Raw genomic sequence first — 25,737 nt, 5'->3', positions numbered from 1 at the left:
TAGCAATAATTTAATCTTTGTAAATCTATTAATAAATTAGCTAATATATGTAATATTGTAGTGTATTAAATTGAATGGAAGCTTATATTTAACCTAAGAGATAAGAAATATAAGCAAAAAAGTCATTGGATGACAAAGTTAATGCTTTTTTAGTTTTAATGGTTTATATTTTATCTCTATAACAGTAAAGGAATATTAAAATGGGAGATGTTTTTTTGATGTCAATGGAATCTTCTAAAGACAATAAGGATAGAAATGAACAATTTCTCATGCAAGTAGCTGCTTGGTTGGTTGATAACACTAGCTTAACTTTTAATCAAATAGCACAATGTTGCAAGTTATCCCTTGAAAAAGTACAAGACATAGCTGATGAGGAAATAGAAGTTGAAAAGTATGACCCTATTATTTCTGAAATAATTACTGAAAAAGAAATCGATAATTGCAAAAAAAATCCCAATCGTGTACCAAATTTGATTATAAAAAATATAAAAAAAAGGGCAAAGACGGTTAGCATTCTTGGCTTTGCTTCTACAGCAAGGCGTAGAGATAAACCTAATGCGATTTATTATTTGGTAAAAAAATTTCCTATCTTGAACAATAATGTTATAGCTAAGCTAGTTAGTACAACAAATTACACAGTTGAGCAGGTAAGAGACAGATCTCATCATAACATGCTCAATATCAAACCTCAAGATCCTGTACTACTTGGTTTATGTAGCCAGGAAAATTTAGAAGCGGAAGTAGAAAGAGCGAAAGTAGAAGAAGAGAAGAAACAAAGATTAAAAAATATAAATAATAGCTATTGATGATTCTCAAATTCTTGTACTTTGTTAATATTAAATTGACTTGACTTGTTAGTTTTTATCAGTATAATGTAAGTAAAGTATCTAGTTTAATAATAATTAAATCTAAATACGCACTAAAAACTAGCTCAGCCTAATTTATTATTTTATATTCACATTTTAGGTTAGTAAGCATCAATTAAAATTTTTGGAGGATTATGACAACAATCAATGAAGATGTCTTAGCAAAAGGAAAGGTTGTAGGTCAACCTGAAAAAAGCGAACAAATTCATAATGCTGACGCAGTAAAACAAATGACCAGCGAAGGTGCTGAAAAAAACAAGAAAACATTGGACCTGAGCGAATTGAAAGAGAAAACAGCAGAAGAATTGTTAGAGCTAGCTGAAGAAAGAAAAATTTCAACCAGTGGTAAAGGCAATGGCAGGATGCTAAAACAGGAAATGATATTCAGTTTAATGAAGAAAATGAGTGAAGAAGGAGGCATAACCACAGGAAGTGGAGTAGTGGAAATATTGCCTGATGGTTTTGGTTTCTTACGTTCATCAAGTGCAAATTATGCTCCAAGTACCGATGATGTTTATATTTCCAATGGCCAAATAAAGAAGTTTAATTTACGTACAGGAGATATGGCATGTGGAGAAATAAGGCCACCTGGTGATAAGGAAAGATATTTTACTTTAACTAAGGTTCACAGTATAAACTCTACTGAAATCAGTGAATTAAGAAAGTACGTACATTTTGATAATTTGCTTCCACTTTATCCTGAAAAAAGCCTCATCCTTGAAAACAACAGTAGCGGAGATAATAAAAAAGATATAAACATGCGTGCTGTAGATATAGTTACACCTCTTGGAAAAGGACAAAGAGCATTGATAGTTGCTCCACCTCGTACGGGAAAAACGATATTGCTTCAGCAAATGGCTCACTCTATAGCTACAAATCATCCTGAAATAGAACTAATAGTATTACTGATAGATGAAAGACCCGAAGAGGTGACAGATATGATACGCTCTGTAAAGGGTGAAGTGGTAAGCTCTACATTTGATGAACCTGCCTACCGTCATGTCCAACTTGCTGAAATAGTAATAGAAAAAGCTAAAAGAATGGTTGAACACAAAAAAGATGTAGTGATTTTGCTTGATTCTATAACTCGCCTTGCACGTGCTTATAATGCAGTCATTCCTTCGTCTGGAAAGGTTCTAACCGGCGGTGTAGATTCAAATGCGCTACAAAGACCAAAACGCTTTTTTGGAGCAGCTCGTAATATTGAAAATGGTGGTTCTTTGACAATCATCGCTACAGCCCTTATAGAAACTGGTTCAAAAATGGATGATGTTATTTTTGAAGAGTTTAAAGGTACGGGTAATGCTGAAATTATACTAGATAGAAAACTTGCTGATAAACGTATATTCCCTGCTATTGATATTACAAAATCCGGAACAAGGAAAGAAGAGCTATTAGTTGATAAGGCCATACTAAATAAAATATGGGTATTGCGTAGGATACTTAACCCTATGGGATCTGTTGAAGCAATGGAGTTTTTACGTGACAAATTACTTTTAACAAAGAGCAATGCTGACTTTTTTAACTCCATGAATCACTAAAAGTAAGCCAATTCTAATGGAGCAAAAAAGCAAAGCTCTCTTATAGCCAAAATAATTTGGATTTATCAAAATATATTAAGCTGGCAATCTACCTTAAGTTGCTATTCCAACTTATAGCACTGATTTTGATCAAAAATTTTATGTAGTCAGTTTATTTACAATCGATTTTCCAGTGTCAGTCACTTAGATTACATCTTTTTGACTCTTAATATTAATATCAATTGTGTACCAGTGTTGAAATGACACACTCAAAAGGGGATTGTATCTACTCTGAATCAGACGATAAATTAGATGCTTGGTAAGCGTAATTCGGAGCTTCCTGTGTAATGATTATATCATGAGCATGACTTTCTCTTAACCCTGATGAAGTAATAGTGACAAATTTGCAATTTTTTTTCATCTCTTCTATATTATGATTGCCAGTATAACCCATTGCAGCTTGCAACCCACCAATTAATTGACAGATCACTCCTGAAGCCGGACCTTTAAACGGAACTCTAGCTTCTACTCCTTGTGGGACTAAATCAAGTTTTGAATCTTTATCTTGAAAATAACGGCTAGCTGAACCTCGTTTCATTGCGCTAATAGATCCCATTCCTCGATATTCTTTATATGCTCTACCCTTATACATGATAATCTCACCTGGGCTTTCCTCAGTACCAGCAAAGATTGAACCTATCATCACAGTATCAGCACCAGCTGCAATAGCTTTTGCAACATCTCCCGAATATTTTATTCCACCATCAGCAATTAGTCTAACGTTTTTTGTTTTACAAACCTCTGCAATATTCTTGATCGCAGAGAATTGTGGCATACCAACACCTGTAACTATTCTGGTAGTACAAATTGACCCTGGCCCTATTCCAACCTTCACTGCATCAACACCAGCATCAATCAACGCTTCAGCAGCCTCTTTTGTTGTGATATTTCCGCCGATTAATTGAGTATTCGGACACATCTTTTTTATTTCCTTAATAGTGCTGATAACGTTTTGGGAATGACCGTGAGCGGTATCTACAATAACCACATCAACTTCTTCTTCGACCAAAGCTTCACATCTTTCTATACCGTCTTTTTTACCAGTACCAATTGCAGCGGCAACTCTGAGTCGACCTTTACCGTCTTTACATGAATTTGGATATCTATTGTATTTTTCGATGTCTTTAACTGTGATTAGACCTATGCAACAAGAATTTTCATCAACAACCAAAAGCTTCTCTATTCTATTTGCATGCAACAATTTCATTGCTGAGGTGCTGTTTACTGCCTGCTCTCGAACTGTTACTAACTTATCTTTTGTCATTACCTCGGAAACTTTTATATTCATGTTCTGGTCTTCAATAAACCTCACATCTCGATTAGTTAAAATTCCCACTAACTTGCGTTGATCAACTACAGGAATGCCGGAATAATTATACTCTCTCATTAATGAAACTGCTTCTGCAACCGTTTTATCTGGGGAAATTGTAATTGGGTTATACACGATCCAGCTTTCATATTTTTTCACCCTTCTCACTTCTAACACTTGTTCATCTATTGATAAATTCTTATGTATGCAACCTATTCCACCATGTTGGGCAATAGCTATTGCAAAGCCTGATTCAGTGACAGTATCCATTGCAGAGGATATGAGAGGGATATTTAGTTCTATATTATTTGTTAAATAAGTTCTTGTATCTGCATCGCGAGGCAGTAGATCAGAATAGGCCGGTAAGAGAAGTACATCGTCAAACGAATAACAAGCTTCCATTTTCTTCATATGCTTTATTTAAAGCTTATACGCCAATTAATGAAATTGCAATAGAGCTTTTGCAAAATTAGCCTGGCTACAGCTATTTTTAGATCAAAATAGGATAGAATAGGGATGTAGCCCCTAATATATTTATCGCAAAATTACATTATTTGCTAGCAAACAGAACTGCTCAATAGTTAAGCTTTCTGGACGTTCGTCTCCACTCAGTTTAGCATTCTCAAGAGTAGTTGAGACATCACTAGTTATACTTTGCAAGCTATTTCTCAGCATCTTTCTTCTTTGAGCGAACACAGCACGTGTTAGCTTTGTTAAGGTTCCTAAATTTACTGCAAATCTTGGAGTGGGTAAAGGTTTTACTGTAATTACTGAAGAATATACTTTTGGTCTTGGAAAAAATTCCTTAGGTTCAATATCAAATTCCTTTTTTATGTCGCATAGTAACTGGCTTAGCACTGATAGGGAACCATAATCTTTAGAATTAGGTTCTGCTGTAATACGCTCTGCTACCTCCTTTTGGAACATTAACGTCAAATTCGTAAAAAATTTTATATTATTTAACCACTTTAAAAATAACGCTACTGAGATATTGTAAGGCAAGTTAGCAATGACTTTGACTGGACATTCTACCAGCTCTTTTTCTACAACATTAAGTGCATCTGCTTCTATAATTCTATATTTCCCCTGATGCTCATTTAGCAATTGTTCGTGATGTTTCACTAAACTACTATCTTTTTCTATAGAAAGTAGAAACTTTGGATTATACGCCAATATTTCTCTTGTTAACGCACCATACCCAGGACCAATTTCAATAACATTAAAATCTTTCAGGCTACCAGCTAAGGCAACTATTCTTTTTGTTATCTCATTCGATAAAATAAAATTTTGCCCTAGACTCTTTTTTGGCTTCAGTGAAAATTTTTTCATATGATCTTAGTATGCAGTATTTTAAAAATTAGTTGACGAAAATTCATCAATAATTGTATATTGTCAGTGTATTTAATGCCGGCTTAGCTCAATTGGTAGAGCAACTGACTTGTAATCAGTAGGTTGTCAGTTCAAGTCCGACAGCCGGCACTCTTATCCATACAAGTAAAGTTGATGTCCTTTTTAATAGTAGCAAATTGGAAAATGAATGGAACACGTTCTTCATTTGTTGACTTTATAGGCAAACTTAACAACAAGAGCAACGAAATTGCCTCTAAATTAGTAATTTGCCCTCCTTTTACATCATTTCCAAGCAGTATAGAGTTGAACAACAATATTAAAATAGGAGGACAGAATTGCCATCATAAAGAGTTCGGTTCTTACACAGGTGAAATTAGTGCAGGAATGTTGAAGGAACTAGGATGTAGTTACGTAATACTTGGACATTCTGAAAGGGCTCATGAAAAAGATAGTGAAATAAAACTTAAATCGAAAACAGCAATAGAATCAGGATTACACCCAATCATCTGTGTAGGTGAAAACTCAGAAGATTATAAAAATAAAAAAACAAAAGAAGTAATAGAATATCAATGCAAAAACCGTTTGCCAACACAAGGTGAATATACCATAGCATACGAACCGATATGGGCAATAGGAACAGGAAATGTGCCAAATAATGACGCAATTGCTGAGGTGATAGAGATAATAAAATTGTGTACTGGTAAAAAACACATTATATATGGTGGCTCAGTCAGCTCAGAAAATATAGGAAACTTGCTCAGTATTCCAAATCTATTAGGAGTTTTAATTGGTAGTGCAAGCTTAGATTTTGATCACTTTTATCAAATTATACAACAAGTCGAGAAAAAATTTTCTCTTATTAATTCTAAAAGTAGATAATACTCACTATAGGGATAGATCTATCACATCCATCTCAACAGATTCCGCTAATACGTAGAGAGATGACGGTTGTCAAGGTGACACTGACTTCCATCTAAGACGCCAGTGCCCAGACACTTGAATCCAGAAGACTTAATTTCAATCAAGTAATAAAGGCTGGATTCCAGTGTCAAGCACTGGAATGACACCGTTTACTACGCAAATTACTTATAAATTCAATGTGTATCTGTTCAGATGCATGTGAAACCAGTACTTCTTTTCTTGTCATCCTAGCTTCCATAATGTCATCCCAGTGCTTGACACTGGGATCTAGGAATTCTGATTATATATCAAGTTAGTGAGTATAAAAGTTATGTAAAAATACAACGTTTTTAGTGAGATTACGGAAAGCCAGCGTCACACGCTGGAAAGACATCTTTCTTGGTAGACTCAAATTATAATGTTCGTACGGTTGTGGGTTTATAGCTTAGAAAATTAACGATATTTTATTCCCCGGTGAACGCTCTATTCTGTTTTCCAACTCTAGTTCTAAAAGAGCCATGAGGGCTATGTTGGTAGAAAGTCCGCTTGCTAATAGGTTATCTAAGTGAAGAAGGTTGCCCCTCCTCACTCGACTTCAAAACCGTACGTGAAACTTTCGCTTCATACGGCTTCTCTCTAGCTTGGTGCTTTTCATGCATACTTCTGTGTAAATTATCGTGACAATGTCCATGTAGCATAGATAAGTTTGTGATTGTATTATTTTGCTTATTTTGGTCCTTATGATGTATTTCTAAGATATCACCATTCTTAAACCAAAGTTGACAACAATCACACTTACCTTGTTGCATCTTCAGAAGTTTTATTGTTTGTGGTGATTTATCAAGTATTTTACTCATACGCTTTCCCCAATAAGTCCAGTCTCCATCATATGGAGATTTGGCTCCAATCACTTTGACATGTCGTTTAATGTCATGATCTCCGTGTTTAATAAGACGCATTCCGTTACTTGTCATATATCGCCATTTATCGTTACCATACTTCTTGAAGTATTTTCTTTTGATCCAACATCTTCCTTTGTTTTGGTGTTTAAACATTGCCCATTTCCAAAGTTTTCTAAACATTGTATTATCCATTGCACCAAAGGCTTTAGATGATACCACCGAAGCGTAGTATTGACACCATCCTCGAATAATTGGATTAAGGTGACTTATTACTGCTTCTTGTGATTCACCACGCATTTTCTTTAGCTTACTTTTAATGACCAATGAGTGTTGTTCTATAGAGTTACGACTTGGTTTGATGATAGACTTGTATGACATCTTATTGTGTTTTGTTGGATATTGCCATATTGTAAAACCAAGAAAATTGAAACCTGGTTTTATTCCTTTCAGGAATTTTTGAGTATGAGAAATTCTTGTTTTTGAAGGGTTCAACTCCAATCCAATAGTTTTTAACCATTCTTCAATCAGAGTTTTGCTTTCAAAACAATTTCCTCACTTTCATGAAGTACTACAAAATCGTCTGCATAAGTGATTACGCTGAGTGATCTTTTCGCATTTTCCCTACATGTTCTGCCAGGTTTCGTTTTCCTGTAGCTAATTAGCTCCTCTGCCATTATTTCTTTCAGATAATTTTCTAACCCATGTAGAGCAATACATGCCAGTAATGGAGAAATTGTCCCTCCTTGGATTGTACCGCTTCTAGATGGTTGAAATATCCTATTTTCCATCACACCTGCTTTCAACCATCCTTTTACTATCCTCCTTAAAGTTGGTGTGGTATTGAGTTTTTCTAACAGTATATGATGATTTATATTATCAAAACACCCAGAAATATCAGCATCTAAAACAAATACTGTTTTCTTGATGAGTGCTTGAAATATAGCTTCAATGGCATCATGACATGATCTACCAGGTCTAAAACCATAAATGTTGGGCTCAAACTTTGCTTCCCATTCTGGTTCTAGCATCATCTTAACAAGTGTTTGTTTTGCTCGATCTGTTATTGTTGGTATCCCTAATGGACGTTTTTCACTTTTTCCAAGCTTTTGGAATCCAAATGCGCCTTGATGGCTTTGCTCTCTCCCTTATATCTAAGGATTTTGCCAATTGCAATCTTTCTTTTTGATTAAGGTTAGCTTTTCCATCAATACCTGCAGTTCTTTTTCCTCTATTGTCCTGAGTTACCTTTCTCACAGCGATCATCCTAGCACTTGTCGATTTTTGTAATAATCTCTGAAGCTCATGCATCTTTTTGATATCATTACATTTAGAAGCTCGGTAAATTCGTTTTTGTAGCTTAAATGAAGACTTTTCTAGCTTGCGCCAAGGAACTTCATTCCATTCATACCTAACTTTTTGTTGGCTCATAACATATTCACTACTATTCATAACTTTACCTTCCAAGTTACAGTGTCCACGTCTGCGTATCCTAAGCATTACTTTAGGCATTAGCTTTTTAGACAATCCTTCCAACATAGAAGCTTGCAGTTGGCTACTTGCTTATTACAAAGTATAATAAGAGCTTCTATGTGGTTACTCCGTTCCATGAAACCGTTTCGCGTCAGATTTAGGTTCTTATTTTTTGCCGGGAGATCGGAAACATCTTGATTAAACGAACCAATTCTAATCATCCTTATTCTCCATACCTTTTGGTCTATGTGTACCAACCTTATTTCACATATTCACAGTAACGACAATTCAAACATAAGTTTCTTTCGTAACCTTACCTGACTCTTCTTGGGAGAATTTATTATAAGGTTTAACATTACTCCCTTTTAGCCCATGCTCGCACCTTAGGTGTTTGCCAATTTCCTAAAATGTGGACTACAATTTCAGCCAGATGTTATGGCGGATGGAATTTAACCATCACAATTTCATGACTTCCGGGTCACACTTGTTCAAATGTGTCAAAAAATTCAAACCACAGCACAACGGTCAAATTTAAATAGTATTAAATTTGCTCTACAAACAAATGGAATGTTAATTGATACTGAGTGGATAAAAATTTTTAAAGAATATGATGTTGGAATAGGTATTAGTTTAGATGGCACAAAGAATCTGAATGATATTTATAGATTAGACAAAAAAGGAAATAGTACTTATGAGAAGGTAGTTAGTAAAATCAGGCTGTGTCAAGAAAATGAGTATAAATTTGGGTTATTATCTGTTGTTAATCCTGAGGCGAATGGCGCTGATGTTTATAATCATTTCGCTAAAGAACTAAATTTGAGACATTTTGATTTTTTGTTACCAGATGCTAATACCAATTCCCGCTATACAAGCAACGAATAGACAATAATGGAAAAAAAGCCATACTGGAGTAAGTAAAATAGCGAGGTTTAGATGGCATTAAGATCAAAATTATTGGATGAAAAAGTGGTGGAATCAGCAAAAGAGATGCTGAAGAAAGTAAGAAATAATGCGTATGTTGCAAAAAAACTAAATGCTGTAATTGCAGCAAAAAAGCACAGTATAACAGCTGTAGCAAAAATATGTTGCATTTCGAGAAAGGCAATTACTACATGGATAAAGCACATAAAATTTGGAAGAGAAGAAAAATTATTTTCTCCACCTCAATGCCGTAGAAAAACTATATTGAACCAAAGTCAACTTGAACAAATTGAGGTGTGGATAGAGGAAAACCCCAATATTACTATTAGAGAAATGAGAATAAGAATCCAAGAAAGATTTGGTTTGAATATCAGCAAATCCACAATACATCGTAATATGCAAAGAATGAAATTCTCATATATCACACCAAGACCAGTTCATAGTGGACAGGATAAAAATAAGCAAGAGGAGTTTAAAAAAAACCTCAATGAAACTATTGTCATGCATTCTGAAAAAGAGCTATTTTTCTTTGATGAATCACGGTTTGGTACACATTCAAAAGTTGGACATGGGTGGTTTAAAAAAGGCAGTAGGACACAGGTTAAGGTAAAATTAGGTAGGGAAAATTTTTATCTCTATAGTGCAGTTAATCCCAGAAATGGAGAGAATTTTAGCTTATTTGCACCAAACGTCAACACTGCTTGTATAAATATATTCCTTGAACAGATGTCGCAATATTTAGGAATACGAAAGGCTTTTCTCGTGATGGATTGCGCTAGTTGGCATAAGTCAAAAAGTTTAAAGATACCTAAAAATATCGAAATTATATACCTACCACCATACTCACCTGACCTCAATCCTGTTGAGAGGTTTTGGTTATATATAAAACAGAACATTTTGCGCAATAAAATCTACGATACAATTGTTCTGCTTGAGAGCGCTTTGTGTAAATTTATTACCTCTCTTTCCCCTTCCACGGTTAAACAACTCTGCAATGCTTCTTATTTGGTTCATTAATAATGAGAGTTGGTATAACTATGGCTCTCTTCCCACTTATCCACCTGAAAAATATGGTAAATTTATGATTGAGGTATTTGATGAGTGGATAAAAGAAAATTCAGATAGTCTAAAGGTGTTCATTCGATATTGCATTAATGCATTAGAGCTATTTTATGGTAATTATTCAAGAGTTGAAGGATTTGGCAAGAGAAGTCCTTTTGTATTACCGTTAATATGTGTTTCCAATAATGGTGATCTCGGTCCACTAGATGATTTGAGAACATGTGTCCCTCATAAATTTGTCGAATATAACATCAGCAATACTAGTTGGGCTAAGTTCTTATCAGATAAATTTTTTAATAACTTTTTGAGTGATATGGAAAATAGGCCTGATGATTGTAAGCAGTGTTGTTATGAAAATATTTGTGGTGGGGGAAGTTATGGTAACAGGTTTAACCCTGCCAACGTAAGTTTTAATAATCCTTCAGTATATTGTGAGGGACTGAAGATCTTTTGGCAAAGGATTATACAATTTCTTTTAATGCATGGATTTTCTAAAGAAAAATTACGGCAGGTATTATTGAATAGTAATACTGAAAAAGCAGCTTAATGGTAGTGTATAAAAGGTATTTACTAGACGTTTTTCTATAATCTAATTAGCATCTAGAGGGTTGACTTTATGAATATCGTCTTCTAAACTGCCGTTACCAAGATTCGAACTTGGGACCTCGTCATTACCAATGACGTACTCTACCATCTGAGCTACAACGGCAAGTTCACGTATTATGATAATGAATAACATGAAAAAAAATAAGGAAAAAGAAGAAGAGAGAAAAAGATTGGCAAAAGCTTTAAAGCAGAATATTCTAAAAAGAAAAAAACAGCAACAGAGTAGACAAGATGCCAGAACTCCCAGAAGTGGAAGTAATCTCTAACTTCTTATTTGATAAAATCAAAAATAAGAAAATAAGCAATGTGACAGTTAATGATTGTAATTTGCGTGTACCAATAACGAAGAATATTGATGATTTGCTAAAGGGCAAAGTTATAAATGATATCAAGCGTAGAGGTAAATATATAATCTCGAATATAGATGCTAGTATGGCTGTAATCATACACCTTGGCATGAGCGGAAAGCTTATATATGCTGAAGACAATCAAGCACAGAACAAACATGATCATGTGATATTCTTATTTTCTGACAACACTTCACTAATCTTTAATGACCCAAGAAGGTTTGGATTAGTGATTGTTTTAAACAGAGAGCAAGAACTAAATTTTTTTAATAACCTAGGAATAGAACCCCTCACGAATGAATTTGACGGAAATTATTTACAGAAGTTGCTAAAGAACAGAAAAGCAAATATCAAATCAGTATTAATGAATAATAAGCTAATAGTTGGCGTAGGTAACATATATGCTTCTGAGAGCTTATTTAGAGCTCGCATATCACCACTTAGGCTAGCACAAGATTTAACATATATAGAGTGCGAAAAACTTGCTATCGAAATAAAAAATACTCTGAGTGATGCAATTGCTGCTGGTGGTTCAACACTGAAAGATTATGCACAACCATCTGGATCTGCTGGATACTTTCAAAATAACTTTTACGTATATGGTAAAGTGCAAAAACCTTGCAGAATCTGCAACAATATCATAACACTTATACGACAGAATGGTCGTAGCACTTATTTTTGCAATGCATGTCAGAATTAAATTTTATTTTTGAATATGACATTTTCACCTAAAAAAGATCCTTTTGATTTGTTTTCAAAGTGGTATCAAGAAGTACTTAATTTTCCGTGTAAAGAGTCAACTGCAATGACGCTAGCAACGTGTAGCAAAGACTGCATTCCATCTGCAAGAGTGGTATTACTAAAGGAATATAGTAAAGAAGGTTTTGTGTTCTTTACTAACGTAAACAGTAGAAAAGGAAAAGAATTGACTGAGAACCCCAAAGCTGCACTCGTATTTCATTGGACAGAATTTTCTAGACAAGTACGAATTGAAGGAGAAGTTAGGCTTCTAAGCGGCAAAAAGGCTGACGAATATTTCTCTTCTCGAGCACATGATAGTCAAATTAGCGCGTGGTGCTCAAAACAATCAAGAGTTCTGAAAAATTGGCAAGATTTTGAGCAGGCTATAGAATTGAAAGAGAAAGAATTTCACAATACACAAGTTTCTCGTCCTGATTTTTGGGTGGGATTTTGCGTAATTCCAAAAATAATTGAATTTTGGCAAGAAGGTGAACACAGGAGACACACTAGATTTAGATATACTCTTGTTGAGAAAAGCAATTGGAAAGTGGAACAATTATATCCCTAACGTTATTGGAAAGCGCCTGACCCTTCTTAATTTACTATTGGGAATTGGATGACACCCTAAAATCAACCTGGAATGGAGGAAGTTAGTGGCGGTCACATACTCTTTCATCACAATGATAAAGAAGCTTACCTTTATCTCTGACGTATTTTAAAGGAATTTTGGGATTATTGATGTCTTTACCACCAGTATCATGCCATTTCTTTTCCCATGTAATATAATATGGCTCAAGGTCTTGCGGCGTTAATTTATATATTTCTTTTAGCTCTATTCCTTCGTAAATAGCAAATATCCAATCCACCTTTCGGTATTTTGCAATTATTGTCGGATTCATATGATGATGAGTAGAAAAGCTTTTTGTAAGAAGAGCATTTACTGATTTAAGCTCATATTCATTACCATACTCATCAATGGCATCATTTCCCTCTCGTGCTGGAAGAATAGTGAGTCCAGTTAGTAACAAGACTTGTAGGATTTTCCCGCCGTTATCCTGAAAGATATCATTTATACCATGCTTAACAGCAAACTCCTGATACTTCCGTATATGAGGAAATATATCTTTCAGACATTTTCTGTCTTGATCCTGATTTAGAAGTACAGTAGGTTCAACACCAAGGGCATCTGCTATGCGCTCAACATTATCTATAGAGATATTTCTCTCACCACGTTCAACGGAGCCTATATATGTTCTGTGTAATTCACATAAATCAGCAAGAGTTTCTTGGGAAAGCCCTTTTATATTTCTTATCTTTCGTATATTCTGGGAAAGAAGTAACCGCAAAGATTGTTTTTTTATTTTTGTCATCTTTGTAAGATAATAGTTGACAATTATAAGTCTACAGACTATAAGTATCTTTCATATGGCACATATATTGGAAAAATTTAAATTTAATAATAAACCCACATATACTACAGATAGGGGAGCTGCATATTGTGGAGACTCTCTTAACCTATTGCCGCAATTACCAGATAATAGCTTAGATCTCGTAATAACCAGTCCACCGTTTGCTTTGCAAAGAAAAAAAGAATACGGAAATGAATCCCAAGCCGAATATGTTGCATGGCTTAGTCAATTTGCAAAATTAGTATATAGCAAACTCAGAGATACAGGCAGTTTTGTACTTGATCTAGGTGGGGCTTATGAAAAAGGCGTGCCATCCAGAAGTTTATATAATTTTAGAGTGCTTATGCATTTCTGTGATGATATAGGCTTCTTCCTTGCAGAAGATTTCTATTGGTATAATCCTTCTAAATTGCCAAGTCCAATTGAATGGGTAAATAAGAGAAAAATCAGAGCAAAAGATTCTGTTAATACAGTATGGTGGTTCAGCAAAACTGAGTGGCCTAAAGCAGATGTCACAAAGGTGCTAGTGGAATACAGTGGCCGCATGAAAAAACTTATCGAGAACCCAAAGGCTTATTATACTCCAAAAGAACGACCATCAGGCCATAATATTGGTAGTAGCTTTGGTAAAGATAATGGAGGAGCTATTCCATCAAATCTTTTGCAGATTCCCAATTCAGAATCTAACGGCCAGTATCTTGCTGCATGTAAGGAACTAGGTATAAAAGAGCATCCAGCTCGATTCCCTGCTAAATTACCTCAATTTTTTATTCGGTTTCTAACACAACCAGGTGATGTTGTTTTAGATATTTTTGCTGGCTCTAACACAACAGGTTTTGTATGTGAGCAAGAAGACCGTTACTGGTTAGCATTTGAAGAAAATAGAGAATATCTTGCTGCATCTGCTTTTAGGTTCTTAAAAAAAGAATGCTCAAAAGAAACTATTTATCAACGCATTGTTCATGGTGAAGAGCAAGTATTAAAGGTTAAACAGTCTGTATTGGATCTTCGGCAGTCATTAGTAGTTTAGTTATGCTCTTTGTTCATGGTTTTCCCGTTTTTAGCAATAATTTTTATATAAGCATTTTTGTTGCCTATCCTCAACACTTTCCACATTAGCGTTACTGGAGAAAGCTACTCTGCAGATCAAAAATAAGGATTTATTGTCATCCTGATCAAGTAACTTTTTATAGCTTAAAAACTCGTTGGAAGACACCTTACTTTAATTTCTTTATAAACCAAAGCACCAAATCGTCATCAAGATCAACTTCAGCGCCAGGTTTAATATCCTTATATTTGTACGTAACGCCCAAACCATCGGGAATATAGCCTCTCTTGACATATAGTTTTTGAGCAGCTCCATAATCAGCATAAAGACCAACACCTAACCCAACAATATCACTTTTTTTCACTGCTTCTTTTTCTGCAACTTCAAGCAAAGTTGATCCTATATTTCTATTCCTCATAAGTGGTAACACGTTAAGATCCATAATTTCTGGAATACCTTGATCCTGAAAAGGTTTGTATTTGGAGCACCATTTTAATGTCACGTATCCAGCAAATTCATTATTATAAGAAGCAATCCATACAATACGCTCACCAAATTTTTGCTCTTGTAAATAAGTTTCAAATGTAGATAGCGGTTTTAGCCAATTTATTTCTGCAAATCTTGTAAAAAGAATTGAAATATCAGATTCAGTGAATGCTCTTATTTTAATGCTATTTTCCTGATCTGTTCTGATGAATTTGGTTGAGGTTTTCACAAATTTGACCATAAATTCTTATAAATAAATCTTAACAAAAATACTTCAGTGCATTCTCAAATATGAGCATTCCATCACCATATTTTGGCATAGCCACTCCTGAACGTTTACATTTTTCTTTTTCAAGAGGCCAGTTGTCCTGCTGAGTAAAAAATATTCCTCTCTCTGGGTGAGGCATTAAAGCTAGCACTCTTCCACTTTTATCTGATAAAGCTGCCAGATCGTACATAGATCCGTTTGGATTGTAAGGAAATTGTAAATTTGCATAGTCACCATTTTCATCAACGTAACGCAGTGCAACGGAATTATTTTCAATCAATTGATTTAAAATATCTTGATCCATAAAAAACCTGCCTTCTCCATGAGCAACAGGAAGATATAGCTCACTCAGGCCCCGTAGCCAAACAGAATTACTCTGCGGATTAACTCTCACTCTAATCCAACGACATTGGTAATTGCCTATATCATTAGAGGTTAAAGCTAGATTAGAGAATTCTGGAACTAACTTTACTAATATCTGGCAACCATTACATATCCCTATAATAAGCTTATCCTGAAATAAGAAATCTTGAAATTCGTCTAACAAGTTGTTTTTTATACGCAAAGCAAATGCATTGCCAGCACCAGTGTCATCACCGTAAGAAAAACCTCCTGGAATTGCAAGTATATTACTTGATTTTAGTTCATCTGGATTACTTATAACTTCATTAATGTGAACGATTTTTACTTCTACATTGCTGATATCAAGTTTTTTACTGCATTCTATAAATGCAAATGCAGTTTCTTTTTCACAATTCAAGCCATAACCAGATAAAACAATAATTTTCATGAATCAAAAAACTCGAACTTTCTTTTTACAAAATTTGCTATTAAATTCAAAGCAAATAGCATTAACAATAAAGCTATAATTGCAATGGCAGCAAGCTCAATAAATGCAATTTCAGGACTACTTGACCATATGTATATTTGTACAGGTAAAACAGTTGCCGGATCGAAGAAGGATGTAGGTGTATCAGCAATAAATGCTACCATGCCTATCATAAGTAAAGGGGAAGATTCGCCTAAAATCCTTGCAATTGCAAGCACTGCACCATGTATTATCCGTGGCAACGCAATCGGTAAAGAGTGATCCAATATCACCTTGATGTGAGGTGCACCTAGCGCAAACGCTGCATCTTTTATTGCAATAGGAACGTTTGTAAAGGCATTTTTTGTTGCAATAATAATATTAGGCAGCATCATAAATGAAAGAGTCATCCCGCCAACAAACGGTGAAGAACGGGGTAACCCAAATATGCCCAAGTAGAGAGTCAATCCTACCACACCAAATATTATCGAAGGCACTGCAGCAAGGTTATTCATGCTAATTTCTACAATATTGGTTATTAACTTATTTTTAGGCATAAATTCATAAAGACAGATACCTGACATAATTCCTATTGGCAATGCCAACGCTAAGCATACTATAATTGTCATTAATGAACCGATAAATGCCCCTAAAATCCCCGCATTCTCGGGCTCACGAGAATCAGACTTAAGAAACAGAGACTTATTAAAAAATTTTCTTACTCTTCCCTTTTCTTTAAGCCGATCAAGTAATTTAGCATAATGATCATTAGAACATTTATTTTTATATACTGAATTGATCACACTCGATGCAGTAAACCAAATCCCATATTCACCACTATTTCTTACTTTCTTACGAAAAAATCTCTCTAGCTCCTTGTAAGAGTTACGACTTAAAATTTCGTCACTGTCTTTAAAGTCAATTCCTTCAAACACTTTATGTAAAGAGTTATTGAGTAGGCTAATGGACTTATATCGTAAATCACCAGGATTATTAGTTAAAATAAGACCAGCATTTATTTCAATTGGCAATAAAATTTTCGTTACTGTTAAAGCACTATAAGAGTTAACTAATATACTTAGTAATATACATATAGGACAACCAATTGAGACAATCAGTGCTGTAAAAGAGCAAAAGCATAAAATGTTGTTCTTTTTATTTTTTCTTTTTACACGAGCATGTACGCGCTTAGATTGAAGTAACTTAAGGAAGTTTTTCTTTATACTCATTTACTTTTCTTTATATGAAGATTTGAAAAAACTTTCCCCTTTTTCCAGTGCTTGACACTGAGATCTAGCAGACTTTGCCTGCAGATAATTTTTGTATTTCTCATGAAAGCACAAACCAAAAGGAGAATCTGGATCCCAGTGTCAAGCACCGGGATGATGCCACAGCGGGAGGCAAACACAATGTTTGTACAGTTGTGCGTCACGCACTGGGATAATAAGAGAGAGTTTTGAGATGATACAATTGACATCACTCCCTATTATATCTACTTAGATTTTTTTTTAACATAAGTAGTACGTTCTTTGATTCTTGCAGCTTTCCCAAATAGCTTGCACAAATAATATAATTTTGCTCTACGAACCTTTCCTTTTCTTGTCACTTGCACTGAAACCAGTGCAGGAGAATAAACAAAAAATTGAGACACTATACTTTCTCCATGGCTCACTTTTCTGACTGCAAAAGAAGAATGTAACCCGCGATTCCTTTTTGATATACATACACCTTCAAATATCTGTATACGTTCACTTGCACCGTCAACTACTTTAAAAGTGACCTTCAAATCATCGCCGGGACGAAACTCTGGTATTTCTCTAGCTAATCTTTGTATTTGTTGTTCGTTAAATTTTTCAAGTAAGTTTGTCATTTATCATCTCCATTCAACAATTCAGGTCGACGTTCCTTTGTTCTAACATATGACTGTTCCCTTCTCCAATCACTTATTTTTCTGTGATTGCCAGACAACAGAACCTCAGGAACTTTATACCTACTCCACTGCTCAGGCCTAGTATATTGAGGATATTCAAGCATACCGCCACTATAACTAAAACTTTCTTCAGCAACGCTATCGAAATTATTTACTACACCTGGAAGAAGCCTAATACATGCATCAAGAACCACCATTGCAGCTGGCTCACCTCCCGAAAGTATATAATCTCCAATACTTAACTCATAAGGAGTATACACATCAATTACTCTTTGGTCAACACCTTCAAATCGACCACACAATATTGTTACATGAGGAATTTCTGTTAGCTCCTTTGCAATGCTCTGATTAAATTTTGTGCCAGATGGAGTCATATAAATAAATCTAGTATTTTTATGAGCAGAAAGCACATTATCAACTGCATTACCAATCACATCTGGGCGCATAACCATCCCTGCTCCACCTCCATATGGAACATCATCCACAGTTGAATGTTTATCTTTAGCAAAAGAACGAATATTTACTATTTCAAGATTCCATATTTTTTTTTCCAACGCTCTTCCAGCAAGAGAATAGTTCAAAAACCCGGGGAACATTTCTGGAAATATGGTTAACACTGTAACACTAAACGTCATTAGCAAATTTGTAGTAAACTAAGCAGCAATTTGATATTATCTTATAGTATACAGCTAAATTAATCATGTCACCGAATAAAATCATTTACGAAGGTAAAGCAAAATCCATTATAGCAACTGAAGACTCGTTAAATGTCATACAGCACTTTAAAGATGATGTTACAGCGTTCAACAAGGAAAAATATGAAATTATTGAGGGCAAAGGAATAATTAATAATCATGTTAGTGCTTTTATCATGGAAAAGCTTGAAGAAGCAGGAATTAGCACGCACTTTATAAAAGCTCTAAACGAAAGAGAACAGCTAGTCAAGAAGCTCAAGATAACACCTCTTGAGGTAGTGGTTAGAAATATTGCAGCTGGCAGCTTTTGCAAACGTTTTAATATCAAAGAAGGTGAGGCACTTACATCTCCTATAATCGAGTTTTTTTACAAAAATGATGACCTAGCCGACCCAATGGTGAATGAAAATCACATACTATATTTTGGTTGGTTATCCCATAAAGAAATGGAAGAAGTTAAAACTACAACTTTAAAGATCAACAAAATCTTAGTCGACCTATTTTCAAATGCAAATATATATTTAGTTGATCTCAAGTTAGAATTTGGCAAATTGATAAACAACAGCACTAAAATTATTTTAGCCGATGAAATCAGCCCTGATAATTGTAGGCTATGGGATAAAAATACTCATAAAAAGCTAGACAAAGATGTTTTCCGTTTAAATCTAGGAAACTTAAAGGAAGCATACTCAGAAGTTGCAAAAAGACTGTCGGTAAAGTTAGACTAACTAAATACTACTCTATCAAGTGGAGGCTGATATGCTTCATCAAGTTTTCCAATAATCTCAATTTTTTCTCCACGCTTTTGGAAATGGCTTTCCACATCCTTCATATTATCGGGATCTACAATCAGTACTATACCTATGCCGCAATTAAATGTTTTTAACATTTCTCTCTTTTCTATTTTGCCTTCTTCTTTCAGCCATAAAAATATATCTGGCCATTTCCAAGAATTAATATTTATGTCTACAAATAAATTTCCTGAGAGAATTCTTGGAATATTGTCTATTAACCCGCCACCTGTTATATGCGCAATGCCTTTTACCTTTGGCATAACAGGCAACAAAGAATCAACATATATCTTTGTTGGCTTCAGTAATATTTCACCCCAAGATTTATTATTCCATGGAGATATATCATTATAATTTATACCTAAGCTTTTAAAAATATGGCGCACCAAAGAAAATCCATTTGAGTGAATTCCATTTGATTCTAAACCAACTACAAAGTCACCTGCTTTCATTATACTACAGTTTGGAAGAATTTGCTTTCGATCAACAACACCAACCACAAACCCTGCAAGGTCATAGTGATTGTTACCATACATTCCAGGCATTTCTGCAGTTTCTCCACCAACTAATGCTATTTTAGATTCCTTGCACCCTTCTGCAATGCCCTGGATTACAGACAATAAAACGTTTTTGTTTAAAACGCCTGTTGCAAAGTAATCAAGGAAAAATAAAGGTGTTGCTCCTTGTGCAAGTAAATCATTTACACACATTGCAACTAAGTCTATACCTATAGTATCATGCTTATTCACCTCTTGAGCTATTAATAGTTTTGTGCCCACTCCATCAGTTGAGGAAACAAGTACTGGATGGTCGTATTTCTTACTCAGCGAAGAAAAGTCAAACAATGCGGAAAATGATCCTACTTCGCTAATTACTTCTTCTCCTTTAGTTTTTTCAATAATAGGTTTAACTTTTTTTATTAGTTCATTATATAGTTTAAGGTCTATTCCAGATTTAGCATAAGTATTCATAGCGCCTTCATATATCTTATAATTATTAATACTACATTAATGCTTTGACACAAAAAGCGCAACGAAACTTTCTCTTAAATTGACTACTACGTGCCTACCAATATAGGGTTAACTTAAATCATTTATACTTTTATCCAATGAATAAAAACATAATGTTAATAACAGAGTGCCTATCAGGACGAATTCTTCATGATCTTGCTAGTTCTATGCAAGGAATAGTGGGTGGATTGGAAGAGCTTGAAGAAAACAATCCTAATATGCTAAAAGAAATAACATCACTACTTGAAGAAAGCTCTAATGATTTAATATATAAATATAAAGTTATGAAGCAAGCGTACTCTCGTTCATCAGATAATAGCAGCTTTGATAAGACTAAATCCAATATAGAAAATTATTTATTAAAAAAAAAGTAAAGCTTAAGTGGAGGATAAGTGAATGCCCTACAGAAAACTTAATTGAAAGAATAAATAAGATAATCTCCAATATGGTGATAACTATAGTCAGTGCAGTGGCACAAATTGAATTAGTTTCTATTTTACTGACTAAAACAGAAGATAAAACACTACTAACCATAAAAGTAGTAAATAAACATAAATCAATAAGCACATCATTAGTGAGCAAATTAACAAAAAAAAATGATATTAACCTAGACACAAAAGACATTAGTATCTATATGACTTCTTTACTGTTAGAGCATTATAACACTAAAATCAATTACACTTGTGAAAGTAATTCACTGAATATAGGCTTAACTATAACTTGAGATGGCTTCATATTTCATAAAAAGGACTCGATACTATAAATTTGAATCTTGGATAAGGAAAGGAAAAACTTTGTGGAGTAACCTAGACATAAAATCTGTAGTTAATTTCTTTTTGAAAGTTACAGATTGCTAAAAATACTTAAATAACTAATTTTTATAACTTTGTACCAATAAAACTATTCCTACCTTTAATTATCAAACAGTAATGTATAGAACTACAAATTTTTGCATATTAAGAAACCTTTTAAGCGCGTATTTAAGTTGCACATCTGGCTATTGCAATCTCTCACTTCCAAGGTAAAGTACCTTATCACCAAAAAAATTTAATTTAATTTTTGCAATCGCTTAAGTCTAGTATTATTTTGTTAATGTACCGTTCATTTGCATCCTTAATAATAAACTTTATACCATTTTTATACTTTACAACTTCATTTACAGAAGGTACCTTACCAGCAATTGAAAGAATCAAACCACCAAGTGTAACATAATCCTCTTCAGAGTCACACAACTCTATTTTTAGATTTTCCTCTATATCCTTTATAAGGGCTCTTGCTGACATTTCAAATTTACTTTGAGATAGTTCAGTAATGGTGTATTCGGAATTTACCTCGTTCTCGTTATCGATATTTGGTATTAACTCTTTTATAAGATCAGTCATTGAGATTAAACCATCAGTTCCGCCATATTCATCCAATACAATAGCCAAATATGATTTAGAAGATTTCATCCTAATAAAAAGATTTGTTGCTTTCATTGAGGCTGGGACAAATATCACATTTTGTATAATATTTCTCAGATTAAAATCTTTATTCTTATTGAAAATGATATCTTTTACGTAAAAAAAGCCTATTACGTTGTCAAAGTTATTCTTATAAGTTGGTATCTTAGCATGGTAAGTGTTTTTCACCTTCTTTATTACCTTATCCTTGCTCGATTCAATGTCTACTGCACATATCTCCTTACGTGGGGTCATTATATCCATGATGCTACAATCACGGAATTTTAATAGACTACTAAGTATGTCAAGATCTGACAGATCACCCATTAATGCCTCAGTAGCACATTTTTTTAACACAGAAGTTTTATTGAAGAGAAAGAGAAAAATTCTGTATGCTATTTTTTCTACTAAAGTTTTTTTCTTATTCAATTTATTCCTTTTAATGGTGAAAATATCTTTAGATAAGGTCTATCAAGAAAACTGTTATTAAATGTTTAATAAGCATGTGAATAATGTCAAATTAATTTGTGAATTATTTGTTGACATAAAATACTAACAATTGATCAACAAATTTTTCAACGACATATACATAATTATGTAACAATGCATGATAGTAAAACATTTTTCCATAAAAGAAAATTACTAACATTCTAAACATCTTACTTATACACATAAATAATAAAGGAAAATCAATAGCATACAGAAGTTACTAACATATTTATTCACAAGTTAAGTAATACTAATTTTTACTGAATTTTAAGTTAATAACAATTTATTGATAGAACTACTACTATTGTTATACTTTAGTTTAGATAACAAAGTAGATAAAATAGATTGAAAAGAAGTAAAACAAAAATAACAAGAATCATCAGCCAGAACGAGTCAGATGAAAAAGTTCCTATTTGGTTAATGCGTCAGGCTGGTAGGTCTCTTCCTGAGTATCGGAGGGCAGTGGAAAACATGAATAATTTCATGGAGATATGTTATAGCACAGATTTGGTAACAGAGTTAACGTTACAACCAATAAGAAGGTTCAACATGGATGCAGCGATAATTTTTTCTGATATTTTGATAATAGCTGACATTTTAGGTTGTAATGTAAATTTTATTCGAGGTGTGGGTCCAATAATAAGACCTATAGAAAGTGCTAAAGAATTGAAGAGTCTACAAGGAATTGAATCTAACACATTACCAATCCTAAATGCTATAAAAGAAGTAAGAAGCCAGTTGCCAGAAGAAAAATCGCTTATAGGCTTTGCTGGAGGGCCGTGGACGGTAGGTTCATACATCATAGAGGGCGGTGGTAGTAAAACTTTTTCCAAGGTGCTAAATTTTTGTCCATTGGCACTAGAGGAAATAATAAAAAAAATAACGGAAGCGACAATTATTTATCTGATCAAACAGATAGAGTTTGGAGCAGATGTTATTCAGTTATTTGACAGCAATGCTGGTGTATTGAAGGGAAAACTATTTGAAAGATACATCATCAAGCCAACAAAGGAAATTGTTTTGGCAATAAAGAGTAGATTTCCTAATTTTCCAATAATAGGTTTTCCGCGCTCTGCTGAAAATCTTTATACAGATTACTGCGAACAAACAGGCGTATCTGCAGTAAGTATAGATTATAATGTTCCAATAGAATGGGCGAAAGAAAATCTAAAAATTTCTCTGCAAGGGAACCTTAATCCTAGTCTTTTGGCCTACAATAAGTCAGAAGCAATTGAAGAAGCAAAGCGTATAATAGATTGTTTTAGAGGGTTACCTTTTATATTTAATCTTGGACATGGAGTGCTTCCTGATACTCCGGTTGAAAATATTGCTGAATTAGTGGACCTAGTAAGAAACTACTAAAACTCTTGTATGAAAAGCCTTTATGAGGGTGGAATGAAAACCTTACTTGACAAACCTCATTCTCTTCCTTACTATAACGATAAGGGTATTCATCCTTGTTTTTGGGCTCAACGACAAAATTCAGTAAAAAAACTCAAATATTTATTGGCAAATTACAAAAAATTATAGCGGCTGCATGTCTTTTTTATTTTTTCTACATTCAGCCAAATCGCTCTTATTTTAAGCGTTAGCACATTATTACAGTGCCAATTTACATTATTAAAACTTGCTATACGGGGGTTTATTTGCCTTTTTAAATTTATTAATCTTTTAATATTTACAGTTAATATATTTAAGAATATAAAATACCAACCTTTATGTAAAATAATAAAACTTCTAGCTTTTTTGTTGTGTAGAGTTTATCATTTTTATTTAACTTTAGTGAGATTATGTCAGACCTTGCAAAGAGGATGTCTCTGATAAAACCGTCGCCTACAATTGCTGTGACTGATAAGGCAAACAGATTAAAAAGCGAAGGAAAGAAAATTTGCGTTTTAGCTGCGGGAGAACCGGATTTTGATACTCCAGATCATATAAAAAAGGCAGCTATTCAATCAATAAATGAAGGCAAAACTAAATATACTGCTGTTGATGGAACGCGTGAGCTTAAAGAGGCGATAATCAATAAGTTAAAAAGGGATAACAATCTAGAATATACACTCAACCAAATTTGTATCGGCGCTGGCGCTAAGCAGGTGCTGTTTAACTTGTTTATGGCAACAATTAACCCTGGAGATGAGGCTATAATACCAGCTCCTTATTGGGTTTCGTATGTTGATATGGTAAATCTTTTTGGCGGATTGCCAGTTGTTGTAGAGTGCAAACAAAACTTTAAGCTGACACCGGAATTACTGGAAAGTAATATAACTGAGAAAACTAAGTGGTTAATTCTCAACTCACCAAATAATCCAGCAGGAATTGTCTATACATATGATGAATTGAAAAGAATAGCGCAAGTATTACTCAAATATCCACATGTGAATGTTGTTACAGATGATATTTATGAACACATAATATACGACGAAAAGTTTTTTACCATTGCTCAGGTTGAGCCAAAACTTTATGATAGAGTTTTTGTGGTCAATGGAGTATCGAAAGCCTATGCAATGACGGGATGGAGAATAGGGTATATTGCAGGTAAAAGTGATGTGATAAAAGCTATTTCTACACTACAGTCTCAGAGCACTTCTAATCCAAATTCAATAGCACAAGCAGCAGCAGTTGAAGCGTTAAACGGTGATCATAGTTTTTTGAAAGAAAGAACAAGAATCTTTAAGGATCGTAGAGATTTTGTAGTAAAGAAACTAAATTCTGCTCCAGGATTGTCAGCATCTATTCCGCAAGGTGCATTCTATTTGTTTGTCTCATGTGAAGGTTTATTGGGTAAGAGCACGAAAAGTGGTAAAGCAATAAATAGTGACCTTGATTTCGCCGAATATTTATTAGAAGATCATTTAGTTGCTGTTGTTCCAGGAATTGCATTTGGTTTGGAAAATTTTATCAGAATTTCTTACGCAACCTCTCAGGAACAATTGGAAATTGGATGTGATAGCATTACTAAAGCATGTGAAATGCTGAGTTAACTTATGGCTTGGGTGTATTTGTTATTAGCTGGCTTGGTTGAGATAATATGGACCACGGCACTAAAATATAGCAATGGCTTTACTCGTGTTATACCTGTAGTAATTATCTTAGTTAGCGGTTCTGTGAGTCTTTACTGGCTGTCGTTAGCAATGAAATCTATTCCTCTTGGTACATCTTATGCAGTTTGGACTGGTATAGGCTCTATAGGTGCAGCGATAATAGGAATAATGTTTTTTAATGACCCAGTAAATTTTGGGCGTTTATTTTCCCTTGCTTTGGTAGTGCTGGGTATCATAGGATTAAAAGTATTTTCCAATTAGGA

Annotated in this window: 28 protein-coding genes, 2 tRNA genes and 1 pseudogene; 16 read left to right on the top strand and 15 right to left on the bottom strand. The window is 34.1% G+C overall.

Going from position 1 to position 25,737, the window contains the following annotated elements; translation table 11 throughout:
* The first annotated feature begins 200 nt into the window (after positions 1 to 200).
* Together ABWU62_RS01585 and rho are read left to right on the top strand one after the other, a co-directional pair.
* Entirely contained in the window at positions 201 to 806 is a 606-nt protein-coding gene (locus ABWU62_RS01585; RefSeq protein ID WP_353287298.1) for a cell cycle transcriptional regulator TrcR, read from the top strand.
* A gap of 194 nt (positions 807 to 1,000) precedes the next feature.
* Positions 1,001 to 2,407, top strand: a complete 1,407-nt coding sequence (gene rho / locus ABWU62_RS01580) for a transcription termination factor Rho (RefSeq protein WP_353287297.1) — start codon at positions 1,001 to 1,003, stop codon at positions 2,405 to 2,407.
* Between the two features lie 265 nt (positions 2,408 to 2,672).
* Here rho and guaB read toward each other — a convergent pair whose 3' ends face one another.
* Both guaB and rsmA read right to left on the bottom strand, forming a co-directional pair.
* Complete coding sequence (gene guaB, locus ABWU62_RS01575; RefSeq protein ID WP_353287296.1) at positions 2,673 to 4,166, bottom strand: IMP dehydrogenase; 1,494 nt, start codon at positions 4,164 to 4,166, stop codon at positions 2,673 to 2,675.
* Positions 4,167 to 4,289: 123 nt separating this feature from the next.
* Positions 4,290 to 5,084, bottom strand: coding sequence for a 16S rRNA (adenine(1518)-N(6)/adenine(1519)-N(6))-dimethyltransferase RsmA (gene rsmA / locus ABWU62_RS01570; protein ID WP_353287295.1), 795 nt, complete (start codon positions 5,082 to 5,084; stop codon positions 4,290 to 4,292).
* Between the two features lie 77 nt (positions 5,085 to 5,161).
* On the opposite strand from rsmA, the gene ABWU62_RS01565 reads away from it, so the two are divergent.
* Positions 5,162 to 5,234 (top strand) — tRNA-Thr (locus ABWU62_RS01565).
* A gap of 24 nt (positions 5,235 to 5,258) precedes the next feature.
* Complete coding sequence (locus ABWU62_RS01560; protein ID WP_353287294.1) at positions 5,259 to 5,984, top strand: triosephosphate isomerase; 726 nt, start codon at positions 5,259 to 5,261, stop codon at positions 5,982 to 5,984.
* A 466-nt stretch (positions 5,985 to 6,450) separates the two neighbouring features.
* On the opposite strand, the pseudogene ABWU62_RS01555 reads toward ABWU62_RS01560, so the two are convergent.
* The 4 genes and pseudogenes from ABWU62_RS01555 to ABWU62_RS01540 form a co-directional block, all read right to left on the bottom strand.
* A pseudogene (locus ABWU62_RS01555) lies at positions 6,451 to 6,561 on the bottom strand (DNA-protecting protein DprA); the annotation flags it as partial.
* Position 6,562: 1 nt separating this feature from the next.
* Entirely contained in the window at positions 6,563 to 7,399 is an 837-nt protein-coding gene (locus ABWU62_RS01550) for a group II intron maturase-specific domain-containing protein (RefSeq protein ID WP_353287293.1), read from the bottom strand.
* Positions 7,400 to 7,431: 32 nt separating this feature from the next.
* Entirely contained in the window at positions 7,432 to 7,971 is a 540-nt protein-coding gene (locus ABWU62_RS01545; RefSeq protein WP_353288134.1) for a reverse transcriptase/maturase family protein, read from the bottom strand.
* Between the two features lie 25 nt (positions 7,972 to 7,996).
* Entirely contained in the window at positions 7,997 to 8,404 is a 408-nt protein-coding gene (locus ABWU62_RS01540; protein WP_353287292.1) for a reverse transcriptase N-terminal domain-containing protein, read from the bottom strand.
* A 465-nt stretch (positions 8,405 to 8,869) separates the two neighbouring features.
* Here ABWU62_RS01540 and ABWU62_RS01535 point away from each other — a divergent pair, with 465 nt between their 5' ends.
* From ABWU62_RS01535 to ABWU62_RS01525, 3 genes are read left to right on the top strand one after another with little or no spacing between them, the layout of a single operon-like run.
* Complete coding sequence (locus tag ABWU62_RS01535; RefSeq protein WP_353287291.1) at positions 8,870 to 9,259, top strand: radical SAM protein; 390 nt, start codon at positions 8,870 to 8,872, stop codon at positions 9,257 to 9,259.
* Between the two features lie 51 nt (positions 9,260 to 9,310).
* Positions 9,311 to 10,315 (top strand): IS630 family transposase, encoded by a 1,005-nt coding sequence (locus ABWU62_RS01530; protein WP_353287151.1) that lies wholly within the window; start codon positions 9,311 to 9,313, stop codon positions 10,313 to 10,315.
* A complete protein-coding gene (locus ABWU62_RS01525; RefSeq protein ID WP_353287290.1) occupies positions 10,293 to 10,907 on the top strand; it encodes a hypothetical protein in 615 nt (204 codons plus the stop codon). Before ABWU62_RS01530 ends, ABWU62_RS01525 begins: the two co-directional genes overlap by 23 nt.
* Positions 10,908 to 10,996: 89 nt before the next feature.
* Here ABWU62_RS01525 and ABWU62_RS01520 read toward each other — a convergent pair.
* Positions 10,997 to 11,069 (bottom strand) — tRNA-Thr (locus ABWU62_RS01520).
* 128 nt (positions 11,070 to 11,197) lie between these two features.
* On the opposite strand from ABWU62_RS01520, the gene mutM reads away from it, so the two are divergent.
* Together mutM and pdxH are read left to right on the top strand one after the other, a co-directional pair.
* The gene (gene mutM, locus ABWU62_RS01515) at positions 11,198 to 12,013 is read left to right on the top strand and encodes a bifunctional DNA-formamidopyrimidine glycosylase/DNA-(apurinic or apyrimidinic site) lyase (protein WP_353287289.1); all 816 of its coding nucleotides are present in this window, start codon (positions 11,198 to 11,200) and stop codon (positions 12,011 to 12,013) included.
* Between the two features lie 15 nt (positions 12,014 to 12,028).
* Positions 12,029 to 12,622, top strand: coding sequence for a pyridoxamine 5'-phosphate oxidase (pdxH, locus tag ABWU62_RS01510; protein WP_353287288.1), 594 nt, complete (start codon positions 12,029 to 12,031; stop codon positions 12,620 to 12,622).
* An 82-nt stretch (positions 12,623 to 12,704) separates the two neighbouring features.
* Here the strand turns inward: pdxH and ABWU62_RS01505 are convergent, their stop codons facing one another.
* Complete coding sequence (locus ABWU62_RS01505) at positions 12,705 to 13,424, bottom strand: helix-turn-helix domain-containing protein (protein WP_353287287.1); 720 nt, start codon at positions 13,422 to 13,424, stop codon at positions 12,705 to 12,707.
* A gap of 67 nt (positions 13,425 to 13,491) precedes the next feature.
* Here ABWU62_RS01505 and ABWU62_RS01500 point away from each other — a divergent pair, with 67 nt between their 5' ends.
* On the top strand, positions 13,492 to 14,493 hold the full coding sequence (locus ABWU62_RS01500) for a DNA-methyltransferase (RefSeq protein ID WP_353287286.1): 1,002 nt from the start codon (positions 13,492 to 13,494) through the stop codon (positions 14,491 to 14,493).
* A gap of 187 nt (positions 14,494 to 14,680) precedes the next feature.
* On the opposite strand, the gene ABWU62_RS01495 is transcribed toward ABWU62_RS01500, so the two are convergent.
* From ABWU62_RS01495 to trmD, 5 genes are all read right to left on the bottom strand, one after another.
* Entirely contained in the window at positions 14,681 to 15,238 is a 558-nt protein-coding gene (locus ABWU62_RS01495; RefSeq protein ID WP_353287285.1) for a GNAT family N-acetyltransferase, read from the bottom strand.
* Positions 15,239 to 15,257: 19 nt separating this feature from the next.
* Positions 15,258 to 16,055, bottom strand: coding sequence for a phosphoribosylformylglycinamidine synthase subunit PurQ (locus ABWU62_RS01490; RefSeq protein ID WP_353287284.1), 798 nt, complete (start codon positions 16,053 to 16,055; stop codon positions 15,258 to 15,260).
* Positions 16,052 to 17,302 carry a phosphate ABC transporter permease PstA gene (gene pstA / locus ABWU62_RS01485; protein WP_353287283.1) on the bottom strand — a complete coding sequence of 417 codons (1,251 nt, stop codon included), beginning with the start codon at positions 17,300 to 17,302 and terminating at the stop codon, positions 16,052 to 16,054. Before pstA ends, ABWU62_RS01490 begins: the two co-directional genes overlap by 4 nt.
* 263 nt (positions 17,303 to 17,565) lie before the next feature.
* Entirely contained in the window at positions 17,566 to 17,943 is a 378-nt protein-coding gene (rplS, locus tag ABWU62_RS01480; RefSeq protein WP_353287282.1) for a 50S ribosomal protein L19, read from the bottom strand.
* Positions 17,940 to 18,638, bottom strand: coding sequence for a tRNA (guanosine(37)-N1)-methyltransferase TrmD (gene trmD, locus ABWU62_RS01475; protein WP_353276987.1), 699 nt, complete (start codon positions 18,636 to 18,638; stop codon positions 17,940 to 17,942). The genes rplS and trmD overlap by 4 nt, the downstream gene beginning before the upstream one ends.
* Before the next feature lie 65 nt (positions 18,639 to 18,703).
* Here trmD and purC point away from each other — a divergent pair, with 65 nt between their 5' ends.
* Positions 18,704 to 19,426, top strand: a complete 723-nt coding sequence (gene purC, locus ABWU62_RS01470) for a phosphoribosylaminoimidazolesuccinocarboxamide synthase (protein WP_353287281.1) — start codon at positions 18,704 to 18,706, stop codon at positions 19,424 to 19,426.
* Here the strand turns inward: purC and purM are convergent.
* Entirely contained in the window at positions 19,423 to 20,460 is a 1,038-nt protein-coding gene (purM, locus tag ABWU62_RS01465; protein ID WP_353287280.1) for a phosphoribosylformylglycinamidine cyclo-ligase, read from the bottom strand. The two genes, purC and purM, sit on opposite strands and share 4 nt — an antisense overlap.
* Before the next feature lie 137 nt (positions 20,461 to 20,597).
* On the opposite strand from purM, the gene ABWU62_RS01460 reads away from it, so the two are divergent.
* Positions 20,598 to 20,873 (top strand): hypothetical protein, encoded by a 276-nt coding sequence (locus tag ABWU62_RS01460; protein ID WP_353287279.1) that lies wholly within the window; start codon positions 20,598 to 20,600, stop codon positions 20,871 to 20,873.
* The gene (locus ABWU62_RS01455; protein WP_353288133.1) at positions 20,837 to 21,223 is read left to right on the top strand and encodes a histidine phosphotransferase family protein; all 387 of its coding nucleotides are present in this window, start codon (positions 20,837 to 20,839) and stop codon (positions 21,221 to 21,223) included. Before ABWU62_RS01460 ends, ABWU62_RS01455 begins: the two co-directional genes overlap by 37 nt.
* A 328-nt stretch (positions 21,224 to 21,551) precedes the next feature.
* Here ABWU62_RS01455 and ABWU62_RS01450 read toward each other — a convergent pair whose 3' ends face one another.
* Positions 21,552 to 22,370, bottom strand: a complete 819-nt coding sequence (locus ABWU62_RS01450; protein WP_353287278.1) for a transporter associated domain-containing protein — start codon at positions 22,368 to 22,370, stop codon at positions 21,552 to 21,554.
* Positions 22,371 to 22,775: 405 nt separating this feature from the next.
* Here ABWU62_RS01450 and hemE point away from each other — a divergent pair, with 405 nt between their 5' ends.
* The 3 genes from hemE to ABWU62_RS01435 all read left to right on the top strand — a co-directional run bounded on the left by hemE (position 22,776) and on the right by ABWU62_RS01435 (position 25,735).
* Positions 22,776 to 23,792 (top strand): uroporphyrinogen decarboxylase, encoded by a 1,017-nt coding sequence (gene hemE, locus ABWU62_RS01445; protein ID WP_353287277.1) that lies wholly within the window; start codon positions 22,776 to 22,778, stop codon positions 23,790 to 23,792.
* A 428-nt stretch (positions 23,793 to 24,220) separates the two neighbouring features.
* A complete protein-coding gene (locus ABWU62_RS01440; protein WP_353287276.1) occupies positions 24,221 to 25,414 on the top strand; it encodes a pyridoxal phosphate-dependent aminotransferase in 1,194 nt (397 codons plus the stop codon).
* Positions 25,415 to 25,417: 3 nt separating this feature from the next.
* On the top strand, positions 25,418 to 25,735 hold the full coding sequence (locus ABWU62_RS01435; protein ID WP_010403511.1) for a DMT family transporter: 318 nt from the start codon (positions 25,418 to 25,420) through the stop codon (positions 25,733 to 25,735).
* Positions 25,736 to 25,737 lie beyond the last annotated feature (2 nt).

Source organism: Wolbachia endosymbiont (group B) of Gerris lacustris (assembly GCF_964028355.1).
Taxonomy (GTDB): Bacteria; Pseudomonadota; Alphaproteobacteria; order Rickettsiales; family Anaplasmataceae; genus Wolbachia.
The sequence above is the reverse complement of the archived record's forward strand: the minus strand, read 5'-3'. Positions and strand labels throughout refer to the sequence as shown.

Bases quoted from the DNA above. Each gene is read 5' to 3' on its own strand.
- ABWU62_RS01585 (WP_353287298.1), top strand. From the start codon at position 201: ATGGGAGATGTTTTTTTGATGTCAATGGAATCTTCTAAAGACAATAAG.
- rho (WP_353287297.1), top strand. From the start codon at position 1,001: ATGACAACAATCAATGAAGATGTCTTAGCAAAAGGAAAGGTTGTAGGT.
- guaB (WP_353287296.1), bottom strand. From the start codon at position 4,166: ATGAAGAAAATGGAAGCTTGTTATTCGTTTGACGATGTACTTCTCTTA.
- rsmA (WP_353287295.1), bottom strand. From the start codon at position 5,084: ATGAAAAAATTTTCACTGAAGCCAAAAAAGAGTCTAGGGCAAAATTTT.
- ABWU62_RS01560 (WP_353287294.1), top strand. From the start codon at position 5,259: ATGTCCTTTTTAATAGTAGCAAATTGGAAAATGAATGGAACACGTTCT.
- ABWU62_RS01540 (WP_353287292.1), bottom strand. From the start codon at position 8,404: ATGCTTAGGATACGCAGACGTGGACACTGTAACTTGGAAGGTAAAGTT.
- ABWU62_RS01535 (WP_353287291.1), top strand. From the start codon at position 8,870: ATGTGTCAAAAAATTCAAACCACAGCACAACGGTCAAATTTAAATAGT.
- ABWU62_RS01530 (WP_353287151.1), top strand. From the start codon at position 9,311: ATGGCATTAAGATCAAAATTATTGGATGAAAAAGTGGTGGAATCAGCA.
- ABWU62_RS01525 (WP_353287290.1), top strand. From the start codon at position 10,293: ATGCTTCTTATTTGGTTCATTAATAATGAGAGTTGGTATAACTATGGC.
- mutM (WP_353287289.1), top strand. From the start codon at position 11,198: ATGCCAGAACTCCCAGAAGTGGAAGTAATCTCTAACTTCTTATTTGAT.
- pdxH (WP_353287288.1), top strand. From the start codon at position 12,029: ATGACATTTTCACCTAAAAAAGATCCTTTTGATTTGTTTTCAAAGTGG.
- ABWU62_RS01505 (WP_353287287.1), bottom strand. From the start codon at position 13,424: ATGACAAAAATAAAAAAACAATCTTTGCGGTTACTTCTTTCCCAGAAT.
- ABWU62_RS01495 (WP_353287285.1), bottom strand. From the start codon at position 15,238: ATGGTCAAATTTGTGAAAACCTCAACCAAATTCATCAGAACAGATCAG.
- ABWU62_RS01490 (WP_353287284.1), bottom strand. From the start codon at position 16,055: ATGAAAATTATTGTTTTATCTGGTTATGGCTTGAATTGTGAAAAAGAA.
- pstA (WP_353287283.1), bottom strand. From the start codon at position 17,302: ATGAGTATAAAGAAAAACTTCCTTAAGTTACTTCAATCTAAGCGCGTA.
- rplS (WP_353287282.1), bottom strand. From the start codon at position 17,943: ATGACAAACTTACTTGAAAAATTTAACGAACAACAAATACAAAGATTA.
- trmD (WP_353276987.1), bottom strand. From the start codon at position 18,638: ATGACGTTTAGTGTTACAGTGTTAACCATATTTCCAGAAATGTTCCCC.
- purC (WP_353287281.1), top strand. From the start codon at position 18,704: ATGTCACCGAATAAAATCATTTACGAAGGTAAAGCAAAATCCATTATA.
- purM (WP_353287280.1), bottom strand. From the start codon at position 20,460: ATGAATACTTATGCTAAATCTGGAATAGACCTTAAACTATATAATGAA.
- ABWU62_RS01460 (WP_353287279.1), top strand. From the start codon at position 20,598: ATGAATAAAAACATAATGTTAATAACAGAGTGCCTATCAGGACGAATT.
- ABWU62_RS01440 (WP_353287276.1), top strand. From the start codon at position 24,221: ATGTCAGACCTTGCAAAGAGGATGTCTCTGATAAAACCGTCGCCTACA.
- ABWU62_RS01435 (WP_010403511.1), top strand. From the start codon at position 25,418: ATGGCTTGGGTGTATTTGTTATTAGCTGGCTTGGTTGAGATAATATGG.